The 15496-nt window shown below is 64.3% G+C and carries 11 protein-coding genes; 4 read left to right on the top strand and 7 right to left on the bottom strand.

All coding sequences use genetic code 11. The annotated features are described in order from the left end of the window. Positions 1 to 8 precede the first annotated feature (8 nt). Positions 9 to 983 (top strand): endonuclease/exonuclease/phosphatase family protein, encoded by a 975-nt coding sequence (locus tag PO883_RS23140; protein ID WP_289311840.1) that lies wholly within the window; start codon positions 9 to 11, stop codon positions 981 to 983. Here PO883_RS23140 and PO883_RS23135 read toward each other — a convergent pair. Then, a complete protein-coding gene (locus PO883_RS23135) occupies positions 964 to 3453 on the bottom strand; it encodes an EAL domain-containing protein (protein WP_289311839.1) in 2490 nt (829 codons plus the stop codon). The two genes, PO883_RS23140 and PO883_RS23135, sit on opposite strands and share 20 nt — an antisense overlap. A gap of 335 nt (positions 3454 to 3788) precedes the next feature. On the opposite strand from PO883_RS23135, the gene PO883_RS23130 reads away from it, so the two are divergent. After that, positions 3789 to 5021 (top strand): efflux RND transporter periplasmic adaptor subunit, encoded by a 1233-nt coding sequence (locus tag PO883_RS23130; protein WP_289311838.1) that lies wholly within the window; start codon positions 3789 to 3791, stop codon positions 5019 to 5021. Positions 5022 to 5024: 3 nt separating this feature from the next. After that, positions 5025 to 8141, top strand: a complete 3117-nt coding sequence (locus PO883_RS23125) for an efflux RND transporter permease subunit (RefSeq protein ID WP_289311837.1) — start codon at positions 5025 to 5027, stop codon at positions 8139 to 8141. A gap of 339 nt (positions 8142 to 8480) precedes the next feature. On the opposite strand, the gene PO883_RS23120 is transcribed toward PO883_RS23125, so the two are convergent. The 6 genes from PO883_RS23120 to PO883_RS23095 form a co-directional block, all read right to left on the bottom strand. Then, on the bottom strand, positions 8481 to 8645 hold the full coding sequence (locus PO883_RS23120) for a hypothetical protein (protein ID WP_167087072.1): 165 nt from the start codon (positions 8643 to 8645) through the stop codon (positions 8481 to 8483). Positions 8646 to 8721: 76 nt separating this feature from the next. Beyond that, the gene (gene xerD / locus PO883_RS23115) at positions 8722 to 9627 is read right to left on the bottom strand and encodes a site-specific tyrosine recombinase XerD (protein WP_167087071.1); all 906 of its coding nucleotides are present in this window, start codon (positions 9625 to 9627) and stop codon (positions 8722 to 8724) included. Beyond that, complete coding sequence (locus PO883_RS23110; protein WP_289311836.1) at positions 9600 to 10121, bottom strand: methylated-DNA--[protein]-cysteine S-methyltransferase; 522 nt, start codon at positions 10119 to 10121, stop codon at positions 9600 to 9602. Before PO883_RS23110 ends, xerD begins: the two co-directional genes overlap by 28 nt. Before the next feature lie 315 nt (positions 10122 to 10436). Further along, the gene (locus tag PO883_RS23105; protein ID WP_167087069.1) at positions 10437 to 11717 is read right to left on the bottom strand and encodes a TRAP transporter large permease; all 1281 of its coding nucleotides are present in this window, start codon (positions 11715 to 11717) and stop codon (positions 10437 to 10439) included. Beyond that, complete coding sequence (locus PO883_RS23100) at positions 11714 to 12283, bottom strand: TRAP transporter small permease (RefSeq protein WP_289311835.1); 570 nt, start codon at positions 12281 to 12283, stop codon at positions 11714 to 11716. The genes PO883_RS23105 and PO883_RS23100 overlap by 4 nt, the downstream gene beginning before the upstream one ends. Before the next feature lie 87 nt (positions 12284 to 12370). Then, positions 12371 to 13363, bottom strand: coding sequence for a TRAP transporter substrate-binding protein (locus PO883_RS23095; protein WP_167087067.1), 993 nt, complete (start codon positions 13361 to 13363; stop codon positions 12371 to 12373). Positions 13364 to 13488: 125 nt separating this feature from the next. Between PO883_RS23095 and PO883_RS23090 the strand changes: the two genes are divergently transcribed. Then, the gene (locus tag PO883_RS23090) at positions 13489 to 15477 is read left to right on the top strand and encodes a PAS domain S-box protein (RefSeq protein WP_289311834.1); all 1989 of its coding nucleotides are present in this window, start codon (positions 13489 to 13491) and stop codon (positions 15475 to 15477) included. Positions 15478 to 15496 lie beyond the last annotated feature (19 nt).

Genomic DNA, 15496 nt, shown 5'->3' with positions numbered 1-15496 from the left:
TTCTTATTATGCAGCAAGAAATTCGCTTTGCCACCTTCAATGTGTACAACCTCGCCCCGCCCGGCGTGAAGCTGTACGACAATCTCCTGCCGACCACGCCGGAAGAATACGAGGCCAAGCTAAACTGGACCGCGCGCCAGATCGACCTGCTCGACGCCGACGTGATCGGCTTCCAGGAGATTTTTTCGCAAGCCGCCCTGCTTGACGCGCTGGCGCGCACGCGCCGCTACCGCGATGCCTTCCACGTCGGTTTCGACCCCGATCCGGGCGCCGAACGCCTCACGCCCAGCGTGGCGCTGGTCTCGCGCCTGCCGCTGGCCGCGCCCGGCGTGGCGCACCTGGCATTTCCCGAGGGCGTGGCGTTGCCGCCCGGCAGCCGCGAAGCCGACCGCTTTTCGCGCGCCGTGATCCATGCGCCGGTGATCGTCTCGCCCGACTGCACGGTCGACGTGGTGGTGGTGCATCTGAAATCCAAGCGCCCCGACTACCGCAACGGCGACAGCAGCGAAGACCCGCAACTGTACGCGCTGGCCTGCCTGCGCTCGCTGGTCCGGCGCGGCACCGAGGCGGTGGCCCTGCGTGTGTTCCTGAGCCAACTGGCCAGGGAACACCAGCGCCCGCGCGTGGTGCTGGGCGACTTCAACGATGTGGCCGACGCGGTCACCACCATGATCGTGCTGGGCAATGGCAATACCCTGGGCGAGCGCATGTTCGATGCCTACCAGTTGCAGCAGCGCCAGGACCACTTGCGCCACGTCGGGTTTTCCATCGTGCACGACAGCCAGTACACGACTATCGACCACATCCTGGTGTCGGAACAATTCAATGCGTCGCTGCCCGACGCGGTCGGCGAGGTGGTCGACGTGGTCTACCTGAACGACCATGTGGTGCTGGAACTGCCCGAGGCCTCCGACCACGGCCAGGTGCTGGCGCGCATCCGCCTGTTCGACGGCCCGGGCGGGCTCAGCGAGGGCGCGGCTTGAGGTCCGGGTCGCTCGACGCCATGCTGGCGTAATACCCCTGGTAATCGTCGCAGCCGTGCCGCTTCAAGAACTGCAGTTGCTCGGCCGTCTCGACGCCCTCGGCGATCACGCGCAGCTTGAGGCTGCGCGCCACCGCGATGATGGCCGGAATCAGATTGGCCGGCGTGTTCGCGCCCGCGTCGGGCTGCGGGATTTCTTCCACGAACGAGCGGTCGATTTTCAGCCTGGTCAGCGGATAGCGGCGCAGGAAGCTCAGGCTCGAATAACCGGTGCCGAAGTCGTCGATGGTCAGTTGCACCCCGCGCGTGCGCAGGGTGGCGATGGTGGCCATGGTGGTGTCGTCGCCGCGCATGATGACGCTTTCGGTGATTTCGAGGTTGAGCCATTCGGGCGCCAGCCCGGATAGCCGCAGCGCTTCGTCGACGCTGTGCACCAGGCCGCCGTCAATGAACTGCGCGCCCGACAGATTGACCGCCACCATTACCGGACAACCCTCGTCGCGCCATGCGCGCGCGCGCGCGCACGCCTGTTGCAGTACCCACTCGCCGATCGGCACCATCAGCCCGCATTCCTCGGCCACGGGGATGAACTGGTGCGGCATGAGCAGGCCGCGCTGCGGATGGCGCCAGCGCAGCAGCGCCTCGACCGCCGTGGCCTGGCCGCTGGCGATGTTAATTTCGGGCAGGTATTCGAGCACGAACTCCTGGTTCGACAGCGCGTGCCGCAATTCGTTCTCGATCTGCACCCGTTCGATGACGTGGGCGTTCATGTCGGCATTGAAGAAGCTGAAGGCGTTGCGCCCGTTCTGCTTGGCGTGGTACATGGCCACGTCGGCGTTTTTCAGCAGGGTGTCGACCTCCAGGCCGTCGTCCGGGCAGATGGCGATGCCGATCGATACCGACAGGCTGATCGTGTGGCCATCGCTGCGCACCGGCTGCGCCACCGCGTGCATGACGCTGGTGGCGACGTGGGCGGCCTGGTCGACCCCGCCGATATCGGCCAGGATGACGACGAACTCGTCGCCGCCCTGGCGGCTGACCGTATCGACCCCGCGCACGCAGCCGGTCAGGCGGATGGCCACTTCCTTGAGCACGGCGTCGCCCACGTGGTGGCCGAAGCTGTCGTTGATGCCCTTGAAGCGGTCCAGGTCGAGGAACATGACGCCCACCTTGGTGTGCTGGCGCCGCGCCGACACCAGCGCCTGGTGCAGGCGGTCGAGAAACAGCACGCGGTTCGGCAGGTCGGTCAGGAAGTCGTGCTCGGCCAGGTAGCGGGTCTGTTCCTCGGCGCGCTTGCGCTCGGTGATGTTGGTCATGATCGCCATGTAGTTCGAGACTTGCTCGGCGCTGTCGCGAATCGCCGTGACCGCCACCCACACCGGGATATCGTCGTCGCGCCGCACGCAGCACACTTCGCCCTCCCAATGATCGTGCACCGCCACGAAGTCCCAGATCTGCTGGTAGAAGGAGGCGTCGTGCATGCCGGAGAGCAGGCCCGGCACGTCGCCGCCCATCACGTCCCCCGCCGCCCTCCCGCTCAGGGTGGTAAACGCCTGGTTGACCGCGATCACCCGGTAGTGGCGGTCGGTGATCAGGATGGCGTCGCGCGAATTCTCGAACACCCGCGCGGCCATGGCCAGCGCATGCTCGGCCGCCTTGCGCGGAGAAATGTCGCGCAGCACCGCGTAGGACAGGAACTCGTGGTCCAGGGTCACCGAGGTGAGCAGCACCTCGGCCCAGATATGGGCGCCGTCGGGCAGGCAGAATTCCCATTCGTAGCGGTGGTTGCCGTCGATGAAGGCGCGCGAGGCAAGGGCGGCGTCGGCCACCACCGAGGTTTCGCCGGTGGCCTGCACCTCGGGCGAAAAATCGAGCAGGGTCTTGCCGACGATATCTTGCTTGCCGGCGCAGCGGAACAGTGCCACGGCGGCCGGGTTGGCATCGAGGATGCCGTTGCCCTTGATCAGCACGATGGCGTCGGTGGAGCGCTCGAACAGCTGGCGGAAGTTGGCGCCCGCCTCGATCAGTTCGGCTTCGTCGACCTTGCGCTTGCTGATGTCGACTTCCATGCAAAACAGTTGCTGGGTCACGCCGTCGCGCAGCACCGGGAAATGGGTCGAATACAGCCAGCGCTCGCTACCATCCTGGCGCCGGATGTGCCAGTCGCGCGGCGGCGCCGTGCGCCCGGTCTTCCACACCGTTTCCAGCGTGTTGCGGAAGTCTTCCTCGCGGTCCAGGTGCGAGGACAGGCTGGTCAGGGGACGCCCGACCGCGTCGGCCGAGCTGATGCCGAACACCTCGGCGCAGGTATGGTTCCAGTAGCGCACGATGCCGTTGCGGTCGGTGCTGTGCACGGCGACGGTCGGCGCCAGTTCAAGGGCAGCGACGAAGCGGTACAGGACGTCGAGCGCCTCGCGCCCCGGTCCTTCCGGCTCGACACTGCCCGTTGGGGCAGGTTTATCAGCACTCACGGTGATCCCTCCATCTCGTTGTGGACTGAGCTTGCCGGCAAGCCGGCCATGACTCCTTAGACCCATTCTGACCACGCGGGTTCGCTTCCGTTTGCGCACACGCAAAGCGGCGGGCCGGGAAACTATTTCTTATGGGAAAAATTTGCGCTTTGTCGGGTCTTTTTGCAGTTCGTCGTGCCGGAACGGCGGTCTGTCGCATTCGGCGTGCAGACGGGCCGCCGCTTTTCTATAGTGGCAACATGCGCCCGTGACGCCATCCCGCCCCCGGGACGGCGCACCGGTGCTCCCGGATCGCATCCCAGCCACCCGCCCGACCAGAAGAAGACCAAGCCACCATGAAACTCGAGACCTTGCCCAGCGCGCCGGCCCAACCCATCCTCCGCAAGCCACGCTGGCGCGCTCCCGCGCTCGGCGTGCTGATCGTCGCGCTCGGCGCCGGCGGCTGGTTCGTCCTGCAGGCGCGCCAGCCGGCCGCCGCATCCGCCTCCAGCGCCAAAGGGGGCGACGCCAAGAAAGCGGCGCCGGTGTACGAACTGGCGCGCGCCGACGTGGCGGCCATTGCCGCCGGCGAGCTGAGCGTCAACATGCCGCTGTCCGGTTCGCTGGCGCCGCTGACCCAGGCCACCGTCAAGTCCAAGGTCTCGGGCCAGGTGCTGGAAACCACGGTGCAGGAAGGCATGAACGTGGCCGCCGGCCAGGTACTGGCGCGGCTCGACCAGGCCGACCAGAAAGCCCGCCTGGCGCAGCAGCAGGCCGCGCTCGATGAAGCCAATGCGCGCTTGTCGATGGCGACCAAGAACAATGCCAACAGCGCCGCTTTGCTGGCGCAAAAGTACATTTCGCAAAACGCCTACGACACCACCGACAACAGCGTGGCGCTGGCGCGCGCCAGCGTGCGCGCCGCCCAGGCCCAGGTCGAGCTGGCCCGCATCGCCGTCAACGACACGGTGATCCGCGCGCCGCTGGCGGGCGTGGTCAGCAAGCGCCATGCGCAGGCCGGCGACAAGCTCTCGCCCGACATGCCGGCGTTCTCCATCGTCAACCTGCAACGGCTGACGCTCGAAGCGCAGGTGCCGGCCTCGGACATCCCGCGCGTGAAGATCGGCCAGGAAGTGCAGTTCAAGGTCGACGGCTACCCGGGCCGCACCTTCCTCGGCAAGGTGGCGCGCATCAACCCGACCGCCGAAACCGGTTCGCGCGGCATGCTGGTCTATATCAGTGTCGACAATGCCGACAGCGCCCTGCGCGGCGGCATGTTCGCCAAGGGATCGATCACCACCCAAAAATCGGCGCTGCGCCCGCTGCTGCCGCTGGCCGCCCTGCGCAAGGACCAGGACCTCGACGTGGTCTACGTCGTCGAATCGGGCAAGGTGGTGGTGCGTCCGGTCACCCTGGGCTTGCGCAACGAGGATGAAGGCATGGTCGAAGTGACCAACGGCCTGGAACACGGCGCGCGCGTGATCACCGCCCGCCTCGACGCCGTCAAGCCCGGCAGCCAGGTCAAACTGAGCGAACCGCCCGCCAGCGTCACCAGCGCGCCGGCCGCCCCCGCCGCACCGAAAGGCTGAGCCATGTGGATCACGACAACCAGTATCAAGAATCCGGTGTTCGCCACGATGGTGATGGTCGCGCTGGTGGTGCTCGGCCTGTTCTCCTACCGCCGCCTGGGCGTCGAGAGCATGCCCAACGTCGCCATCCCGGTCGCCTACGTGCAGGTCAACTACCCCGGGGCCTCGCCCGAGCAGGTTGAAAACGACATCACCCGCCCGCTCGAAGACGCCATCAACACCGTCAGCGGCGTGAAGAAAATCCGCAGCAATTCCTGGGAAGGCCGGGCCGGCGTGCAGGTCGAATTCCACTTGTCGACCAATATGGACAAGGCCATGACCGACATGCGCGACAAGATCGGCCTGGCGCGCCCCGGTTTTCCGAAGGAAGCCAAGGAGCCGTTCATCGCCCGTGAAGAGGGCGACAACAGCCGCGCCATCGTGGAACTGTCGCTCATGTCCGACACGCGCAGCCTGCGCGAGCTGTCGACCCTGACCGAGCAAGTCATCATCAAGCGCCTGCAAGGCGTGGCCGGGGTCGGCCAGGTGCGCGTGCACGGCATGACCAACCGCCAGATCCTGGTCCACATCCGGCCCGACGGCCTGACCAGCCAGAATATCGGCGTCGATGAAGTGCTGCGCGCGATCCAGAGCACCAACACCAATCTGCCGGCCGGGAATATCGCCTACGGCGCGGCCGAACGCCTGGTGCGCATCGAAGGCAAGATCAAGGATGCGCGCGGCTTCAACAAGATCATCGTGGCGCGCCGCGCCAGCGGTCCGGTCTACCTTGACCAGGTGGCCGACGTGGTCGACGGCGAGCAGGAAGAAAGCTCGATCTCGCGCATCAACGGCAAGCGCGCCATCACGCTCGAAGTGACCAAGATCCAGGACGCCAACGTGGTCGAAGTGGGCACCGCGATCAAGAAAGCGGTGACGGCGCTGGGCACCACCCTGCCGGCCGACATCCGCATCAGCATCCTGGAAGACCAGTCCGACCGCGTGCAAAAGCAGCTCGACAACGTCAAGAGCACCATCATGGAAGGCGCGCTGCTGACGATGCTGATCGTGTTCCTGTTCCTGCACTCGTGGCGCAGCACCATCATCACCGGGTTGACGTTACCGATTTCAGTGATGGCCAGTTTCATCGCCATGCAGTTCTTCGGCTTCACGCTCAACTTCCTGACCCTGATGGCGCTGTCGCTGTGCATTGGCCTGTTGATCGACGACGCCATCGTGGTGCGCGAAAACATCGTGCGCCACCTCGGCATGGGCAAGAGCCACATCCAGGCCGCCAACGACGGCACCAACGAAATCGGGCTGGCGGTGATGGCCACCACCTTCGCCATCGTCGCCGTGTTCGTGCCGGTCGCTTTCATGGAAGGCATCATCGGGCGCTTCTTCCTGCAATTCGGGATCACGGTGGCGGTGGCGGTGATGGTGTCGCTGTTCGTCAGCTTCACGCTCGACCCGATGCTCTCGTCGGTGTGGCGCGACCCGGTCAAGGACCGCTTCAAGTATGTGCCGTGGCTGGGACGCGGCATGGAGCGCATCGAGCATGGCATCGAACGCCTGCACGTCTGGTACGGCAAGGTGCTGGAACTGGCGCTGCGCTGGCGCAAATCGACCCTGGCACTGGCGCTGGCGCTGTTCGTCGGCAGCCTGGCCCTGATGCCGATGATCGGCGGCGAGATGTTCCCGGAAACGGACGACGGCTACATCCACATGGAATTCAAGGCACCGGTCGGATCGAGCCTGGAATACACCGACCAGAAGATGCAGCAGGTCGAAGCGGCCTTGAAACCGTTCAAGGAAATCGATAGCGCGATCACCACCGTCGGCACCGACAACGGGCGCCACACGGCCCAGATGAACCTGAAACTGACCGACGCCCACAAGACCGGGCGCCGCTCGCAGAAGGAAGTCGAGGCCCTGATCCGCGAGCGCCTGCAGTCGATCGCCGGGATCACCATGTCGGTGGGCTGGAAGCCGATCTTCATCGCCATCCTGGGCCAGGACGAGGCCAAGCTGGACGCCGTGGCGCACCAGTTGATGGACAAGATGCGCAAGATCAAGGGCATCGCCGACCTGGAATACAGCCAGGAAGGCGCCAGTCCGGCCACCATCATCAAGATCAACAATGAACTGGCGAGCGACCTGGGGCTGTCGACCCAGCAGATCGGGCTGGCGCTGCGGCCGTTCGTGGCGGGCGACCAGATCAGCCGCTGGCTGGCGCCGGATGGGCAGAACTACGACGTCAACGTGCAGTTGCCCAAGTCGGGGCGCCAGAAGGTGGCCGACCTGGCCGACCTGTCGCTGGCGTCGGGCAAGCGCGATGCGCAAGGCAATCCGGTGATGGTGCCGCTGCGCCAGGTGGTGCAATTCGTGCCCTCGACCAGCCCGCAGGTGCTCAAGCGCCAGGCGCTGGAACGCCGCGTGGCGATCTACGCCGGCGCCGAAGGGCGTCCGACGGGCGACGTGGATGGCGACGTCAAGCTGGCCATGAAGAGCATCGAACTGCCCGATGGCGTGCGCTTCGACGTCGGCGGCGACGCCGAGCAGATGGCCGAGACCATGGGCGCGGCCGGCACCGCGCTGGGCATTGCGGTGATCTTCATTTACCTGGTGCTGGCGTCGCAGTTCGGCAGCTTCCTGCAGCCGATCGCGATCATGGTGTCCTTGCCGCTGTCGATGATCGGGGTGCTGATTGCCTTGCTGGTGACGGGCAGCACCCTGAATATCTTTTCGGTGATCGGGATTGTGATGCTGATGGGGCTGGTGACCAAGAACGCGATTCTGCTGGTGGACTTTACCAATCACGGCCAGCGCGAAGGCAAGAGCCAGCACGATGCGATCCTGGAGGCGGGCCAGGTGCGCTTGCGGCCGATCCTGATGACGACCCTGGCGATGATCTTCGGCATGCTGCCGATGGCGATCGGCATGGGCGACGGCGGCGAAACGCAGGCGCCGATGGGACGCGCGGTGATCGGCGGGGTGATTACCTCAACCTTGCTGACGCTGGTGGTGGTGCCGGTGGCGTACACCTATCTGGACAGCCTGGGCAAGCGCGTGGCGCGCTGGTTCAGGGGCAATCAGAAGGCGGAGGAGCATGAGGAGGAGAAGGTTGTCGTGAGCGCCTGAACGGCGGCCTGCGCATCCTTGATTCCCTAAACGCAAAACCGTCGTTCCTGGCACTGCCAGAAACGACTTCCCGCGCCCAGGCGGCGCTCGGCGGGAACGACGGCCTTCGATTCACCGTCGCCATCGCCAAGGCGATACTCAGCGAAACGCATGCGTTCCCGCTGAGTTCGCAATCGACCGACAGCGCATCCTTGATACCCTAAACGCAAAACCGTCGTTCCCGCGAAGGCGGGAACCCAAGTTCGTGCCGCAGCTACTGGCTACACAGATAACTTGGGTTCCCACCTGCGTGGGAACGACGGTTGTCAGGCTGGTGGCCGAGATCCCGGCCAGCGCAATTTATTCCGGCTTCGCTTCCTCAGCGTCATCTTCATCCGGTGTCTCATTCTCTTCACCGCCAGGCGTGGTCTTGGCTTCCAGCTTGCGCCTGGCCTTCTCATCCGCCTTTTTCTTCTTTTCTAATTCCCTCTGCCGCTTTTCGTACTGGAAATTAGTTTTAGCCATGGATCACCTCTTGGGTTATAAAAGAAAGGGGGTAGTAAGACAGCATTATGACGCAGTTATGCCATCGGCATTTGAATTAACCACGTGGATGATGCTCGGCATGCAGGCGCTTCATGCGCTCGCGCGCAACATGCGTGTAAATTTGTGTAGTCGAAATATCCGCATGCCCCAGCAACAGTTGCACAACCCGCAAGTCGGCGCCGTGATTGAGCAAATGCGTGGCAAACGCGTGGCGCAAGGTATGCGGCGACAGCGGCGCCGTGATCCCGGCATGGCCCGCATGCTTCTTGATCAGGATCCAGAACATCTGGCGCGTCATCGGTCCCCCGCGCCCGGTCACGAACAAGGCATCGTCCATCTGGCCATTCAGGATGATCCCACGCGCCTCGCCCAGGTAGCGTTCGATCCACTGGCGCGCCACCTGCCCGAAGGGCACCAGGCGCGTTTTACTGCCCTTGCCGGTGATGCGCAGCACGCCATCGTTCAGGCTCAGCTCCATGACCTTGAGCGTCACCAGCTCCGACACCCGCAAGCCGCTCGCATACATCAGTTCGAGCATGGTGCGCTCGCGCAGCCCCAGCGGCGTGCTCACGTCGGGCGCGGCCAGCAAGGCTTCCACCTGCGCTTCGGTCAGGGTATGCACGAACCGCTGCGGCTGCTTGGCCGAGGCCAGTTGCAGGCAGGGATCGGCCGTGAGCTCCTTGTTGCGCAGCGCCAGCTGGTAAAAGCGCTTGAGCACCGACAGGCGCCGGTTGGCCGTACTCGGCTTGGACTCGGCATGGCGGTCGGAAAAATACGCTTCCAGGTCGCTTGCGGCCACCGCGTGCAGGCTGGCCAGCGCCGGACGCGTGACTTCCAGCCAGCGCGCGAACAGGCGCAAGTCGCGCCGGTAAGCGTCGATCGAGTTTTTCGCCAGCCCCTGCTCCAGCCACAGCTGGTCGCAGAAGGCGTCGATCAGTTGAAGATTGATTGCTGTTGCCATGGTCCCTTGCCAGCCCCTTCATGCGCCAGCAGCCAGCGCTTGACGCCCAGGTGGAAACCATTTTCATCGTCATGGTGTGAAAAGCCGCCCAGCCCGCCGGCGGCGGTGACCCGGTGGCAGGGAATGATGATCGGGAACCAGTTGGCGCCGCAGGCCTGCCCCACCGCGCGCGGCGCCGAGCCGATGTGCTTGGCGACCTGTCCGTAGGTGCGCACCGTGCCGCGCGGGATCGCGGCGATCGCGTCCCACACCTTGCGCTGGAAGGTGCTGCCGGCATCGACGAGCGGCAAGTCGAAGCGGAAATCGGGGTCGAGCAGGTAGTCTCCGACCTGCTGCGCGGCCAGTTCGGCGACCGCATCGAGCGCGTCTTTTTCACCGAAATGGGGAGGCAGGTACACCAGCTCGCGCACGCGCGCGGCCTCGGTGCGGATGCCGATGGCGCCGAAGGGCGCAGCCACGATGGCCGAGAAGATGGTCTCTGCTGGATTGTTCATGTACGCAGTGTAGCGCAGCGACGGCGCCAAACCAATCCGGCGCGCTTTCCGGCAGACGAAAAAAAACGCACCTTGCGGTGCGTTCCAAATTTTATTCACGTTCCCGGCCGTTTGGTCATGCCAACAGCATTCTGTAAAACGCGTGTCTCCTCGATATTTCTCCGGTATGGACTACCGTTTCTTCTATCTTCCCACTCCCCCAACCTGCAATCCGTTCGCCCCATTCGCACCAGTATGGTGCTGAATCGGTGCTCATCATAACTTATTTAATTTCAGAAAATGTGGCTTTTTTTTCACGGTGGGGGAAAATATATTTTACTTATAAATTAAATTTGGCAGCCACAGGGAAATCTGTGGTACGTAGGTCACGATCACCAGGAAGCCCAGCATCGTCAGCAGCCACGGCATCACCGCCACCGTCAATTCCGAGATGCCCATCTTGGTGATGCCCGAGGCCACGTACAGGTTCAGGCCGACCGGCGGATGGCACATGCCCACTTCCATGTTGACGATGATCAGGATGCCGAAGTGCACAGGATCGATGCCCAGTTTCATCGCCACCGGGAACAGGATGGGCGCCATGATCAGCACGATCGAGGATGGCTCCATCACGTTGCCGGCCAACAGCAGCAAGATGTTTACCACCAGCAGGAAGCTCACCACGCCCAAACCCTGGCCGGTAATCCAGGCCGCCATCGCTTGCGGAATGCCTTCGCTGGTCATCAGGAAAGAGAACAGCATCGCGTTGGTGATGATGTACAGCAGCATGGCCGACATCGACGCCGAATCGAGCAGCACCTTGGCGACTTGCTTGAGTTTCAAGTCCTTGTAGACGAACACGGCGATGATGAAGGCGTACACCGCCGCCATCGCGGCCGCTTCGGTCGGGGTGAACTTGCCGGAATAAATCCCGCCCATCACGATGACGATCAGCAGCAAGCCCCAGGCGCTCTTGCGGAACGCCAGCCAGCGCTCGCCCCAGCTCGCCTTTGGCATGCGCGGATAGTTATGCTTGCGCGCCAGGAACCAGGTGGTCAGGCCCAGCAGGCTGGCCAGCATGATGCCCGGCACCACGCCGGCCATGAACAGCTGGCCGACCGAGGTATTGGTGGTGACCGAATACATCACCATCACGATCGACGGCGGAATCAGGATCCCGAGCGCGCCCGAGGTGGTGATCACGCCGGCGCCGAAGCCGCGCGGATAACCCTGGCGCACCATGGCCGGCAGGATGATCGAGCCGATCGCCACCACCGTGGCCGGGCTGGAACCGGACACCGCCGCGAACAGCGCGCACGCCACCACGCCGGCCAGCGCCAGGCCGCCGTGCCAGTGGCCCACCATCGAAGTGGCGAAGTTGATCATGCGCCGCGCCACCCCGCCGTGGGTCAGGAAATTGCCCGCCAAAATGAAGAACGGGATCGCCATGATCTCGAACTTCTCGATGCCGGTAAACAGTTTCAGCGCGACCGACTGGATCGGCACGTCGGTCATGGTAAACAGGAAGGTCAGTACGGTCAGGCCGAGCGAAATCGAAATCGGCATACCCGTGAGCATCAGCAAGATCAGCAGGGTGAAGATGATGGCGGCGCTCATGCGGCACCGCCTTTCGCCGCGGCGATCTCGTCTTCGAGGCCTTCGACATGGCCGTGGTCATGCTTGGGCAGGGCGCCGGTGCGGATGAAATGCACGGCCACCTGGATGAAGCGGAAGCACATCAGGTAGGAGCCGAGCGGTACCGCCATGTACACCAGCCACATCGGCAGTTCGAGGTCGGACGAGGTCTGGTCGGTCTGCGCCATGTGCCACACAAAATTCGCGCCCAGGGTGCCGACGATGGCGGTGAACGTGGCGCCGGCCAGCAGGCCGAACACGATGAACTTGTCGCGCCACTTGTCGCTCAGGCGGTTGATCAGCACGTCGATGCCGACGTGGATGCCGGTGCGCACGCCATATGCCGCCCCGAATTTCGCCATCCAGACGAACATGTAGATGCACAGCTCCTGTGCCCAGCTCGTGTTAATTTGAATCAGCCAGTCTTGCAGGCCGGGAATCGGCAGGCCGGACAGGTAGCGGTGGACCACCGCGACGAACACAACGAGCGTGGCTGCGCCCATCAGGCTCGCAATGATCCACTCTTCCAGATGGTCGAGAAATTTCATGTCGAATCCTTCAAAAAAAGGAAAGGGAAATGGGTGCGGCGCACGCCGGAGCACGCTGCACACAGCGGGCGCCGGGGACCTGTGTGTTTACTTCGCTGCTGCGGCCGTCTTGTTGATCGAACCGATCAGCTCAGCGCCGATGCGGCTTTCCATCTGCTTGTGCACCGGCAGCAGTACCTTGCGCCATTCGGCCTGTTCGGCCGCAGTTGGCGTGTAGATGGCGGTCTTGCCGGTTTTCTTGATCGCTTCGAGCGCCAGGTCGTTATCGCGCTGGGCGATGGCTTTCTCGAACGTGGTGGCCTCGGCCATCGCCTTGACCAGGCTGGCGCGTAGATCGGCCGGCAAGCCATCCCAGAACTTCTTGTTGACGATGACGGCATAGCCCAGGTAGCCGTGGTTGGACAGGGTCACGTGCTTCTGCACTTCGTGCATCTTTTGCGTGAACATGTTCGATGGCGGGTTTTCGGTGCCGTCGACCACGCCGGTCTGGAGCGCCTGGTACACCTCGGAGAAGGCCAGCACCTGCGGATTGGCGCCGAGCGCGCGCATCTGGGCGTCGAGCACCTTGGACGACTGGATGCGCAGCTTCTGGCCGCGGAAGTCGGCCGGCACGCGCAGCTGCTTGTTGGCCGACATCACCTTGAAGCCGTTATCCCAATACGCCAGGCCGGTAATGCCCTTCGGTTCGAGTTTTTGCAGCAAGCCCTTGCCGATCGGTCCTTCGGTCACGCTGTACAGCGCCGCCTTGCTCGGGAAAATGTACGGCAGGTCGAAGGCTTCGAATTCCTTCACGCCCAGCGGGCCGAACTTGGCCAGCGAGGGGGCCAGCATCTGCACCGCGCCCAGCTGCAACGCTTCCAGCTCTTCCTTGTCCTTGTACAGCTGGCTGTTCGGGTAGACTTCGACTTTCACCCGGCCATTGGTGGCTTTTTCAGCCAGCGCCTTGAAGCGTTCGGCAGCCTGGCCTTTGGGAGTGTCGGTTGCCACAACATGGCTGAACTTGATCACGATAGGCGCTTGCGCCCATGCATTGAAACTGGCCGCGGCGGCGAGCGCGACGACGAGCGATTTAATCTGCATACTTGTCTCCCTGTTAATGGTAACCAACATTTCTTGACTGCAAGGTAGTCTGCCAACCGCCATTCTGCACTGCAATTGTGGATAACCACAATAGGCAAGAGACACAAATACGGACACTTTGTGCCATGAATTCCACTTCCAAGCCCACGCGTCCGCTTTTCATGCTCGGCGGCCCCTGGCGCTGGCTGCTGCCGGTGCTGCTGGTACTGTTGTTTCTGGCGGTGCTGTTCTGGCTGCCATGGCAGGCGCGCCAGATGGAATCCACCGAGCGCCAGGAACAATTGATCGCCGACACCTTGTGGGTCGAGCAAACCATCCGCTTCGAGCTGACCCGCAACGAGGAAGCGCTGGCGGCGCTGGGCGCCGAGCTGGTCGAGGGCAAGCTCGGCGCGGCGGCCTTGCAGGCGCGCCTGGCCACCATGCTCAAGCTCGGCCACGAACTGGAGCAGGTGCGCTGGTTCGACGCCGATGCGCGCCTGCTGGCATCGAGCGCGGCGCCCGGCGCCCAGCTGCTGCGCGCGCCCGCGCGCGACGCCGCCGAGATGGCGCGCGCCGGCCGCCAGGGGCGCTACGCCGAACCGTATGCCGGCGCCGTGCCGGCCCAGCGCCTGCTCGACTACCACCTGCCGCTGTTTCGCGACGGCCGCTACCTGGGCAGCCTGGTGGCCACGGTCGACCTCAAGATCTTGCTCGACGAAACCGTGCCCTGGTGGTTCGCCCAGGATAACGCCATCTCCCTGCTCGACCGCGACGATGCGCTGCTGGCCAAGCGCGCCGCCGCCGGTCCCGGGCGCGGGGTGTACACCCACAAGCGCGCGCTCGACCTGACGGGCGCCTCGGTCATGCTGGCCACCGACAGCGTCAAGAGCGAACCGCGCCTGCTGCCCAACCTGCTGGTCGGTTCGGTGGTGCTGCTGGCGCTCGGGCTGGTGGCCAGCCTGGCGGCGCTGTGGCGCCACATCGCGCGCCGGCTGGCGGCCGAAGGCGCGCTGCGCCAGCAGATGGCGTTTCGCACGGCCATGGAAAATTCCCTGGTCACCGGCTTGCGCGCGCGCGACCTGGAAGGGCGCGTCACCTACGTCAACCCGGCCTTTTGCCAGATGGTCGGCCTGCCGCCCGAGGAGTTGCTCGGCAAGACCCCGCCCATGCCCTACTGGGCGCCGGAAGCGATGGCGGTCTACCAGCAGCGCTTCGCCGCCGTGCTGGCCGGCGAAGCGACCCAGCAGTTCGAAACCATTTTCCAGCGCAGCGATGGCGTGCGCGTGCCGGTGCTCATTTTCGAAGCCCCGCTGGTCGACAGCGATGGGCGCCAGACCGGCTGGATGAGTTCGATTCTCGACATTTCGGACTTGAAGCGCGTCGAAGAACTCAACCGCCAACAGCAGGAAAAGCTGCAAGCGAGCGCGCGCCTGGCCACCATGGGCGAGATTTCATCGATGCTGGCGCACGAGCTGAACCAGCCGCTGGCCGCCATTGCCAGCTACACCACCGGGGCCCTGAACGTGCTGGGGCGTGCCCAGGCCTGCGGCCAGGCGGTCGACGCCGGCCTGCTGCAACCGGCGCTGGAACAAGCCAGCCTGCAAGCCCAGCGCGCCGGGCAAATCATCCGCAGCGTGCACGAATTCGTCAAAAAGCGCGAACCGCAGCGCCAGCAGATCGGCATCCAGGCCCTGGTCGACGGCATTTACGCCCTGATCGAACTCCAGGCGCGCCAGTTTTACGTGCTCATCGACACCCAAATCGCGCCCGACCTGCCCTGCGTCAGCGCGGACCGCATGATGCTCGAACAAGTCTTGCTGAACCTGACGCGCAACGGCATCGAAGCGATGCAAGACACTCCCCCCGGGCGGCGCCTGCTGCGCATCAGCGCCACCCACGAGCAGGGCCAGGTGTGCGTGGCCGTGAGCGACCAGGGCCACGGCATCGCGCCCGAGGTGGCCGAGCGCTTGTTTTCGCGCTTTTTCTCGACCAAGCCCGACGGCATGGGGATGGGTTTGTCGGTCTGCCGCAGCGCCGTCGAATTTCACGGCGGCAGCCTGAAACACGCCGCCAATCCGGACGGCGGCACCATCTTCAGCTTCAGCTTGCCGGCGCAAGCGGCGCCGCTGGGGTAGACTACGCGAAAAACCGGAG

Source organism: Massilia sp. DJPM01, assembly GCF_030348125.1.
Taxonomy (GTDB): Bacteria; Pseudomonadota; Gammaproteobacteria; order Burkholderiales; family Burkholderiaceae_D; genus Telluria_A; species Telluria_A frigida.
The sequence above is the reverse complement of the archived record's forward strand: the minus strand, read 5'-3'. Positions and strand labels throughout refer to the sequence as shown.

Coding starts and splice junctions, on each gene's coding strand:
- xerD (WP_167087071.1), bottom strand. CDS start 9,627: ATGGCAACAGCAATCAATCTTCAACTGATCGACGCCTTCTGCGACCAG.
- PO883_RS23095 (WP_167087067.1), bottom strand. CDS start 13,363: ATGCAGATTAAATCGCTCGTCGTCGCGCTCGCCGCCGCGGCCAGTTTC.
- PO883_RS23140 (WP_289311840.1), top strand. CDS start 9: ATGCAGCAAGAAATTCGCTTTGCCACCTTCAATGTGTACAACCTCGCC.
- PO883_RS23090 (WP_289311834.1), top strand. CDS start 13,489: ATGAATTCCACTTCCAAGCCCACGCGTCCGCTTTTCATGCTCGGCGGC.
- PO883_RS23110 (WP_289311836.1), bottom strand. CDS start 10,121: ATGAACAATCCAGCAGAGACCATCTTCTCGGCCATCGTGGCTGCGCCC.
- PO883_RS23130 (WP_289311838.1), top strand. CDS start 3,789: ATGAAACTCGAGACCTTGCCCAGCGCGCCGGCCCAACCCATCCTCCGC.
- PO883_RS23125 (WP_289311837.1), top strand. CDS start 5,025: ATGTGGATCACGACAACCAGTATCAAGAATCCGGTGTTCGCCACGATG.
- PO883_RS23120 (WP_167087072.1), bottom strand. CDS start 8,645: ATGGCTAAAACTAATTTCCAGTACGAAAAGCGGCAGAGGGAATTAGAA.
- PO883_RS23100 (WP_289311835.1), bottom strand. CDS start 12,283: ATGAAATTTCTCGACCATCTGGAAGAGTGGATCATTGCGAGCCTGATG.
- PO883_RS23105 (WP_167087069.1), bottom strand. CDS start 11,717: ATGAGCGCCGCCATCATCTTCACCCTGCTGATCTTGCTGATGCTCACG.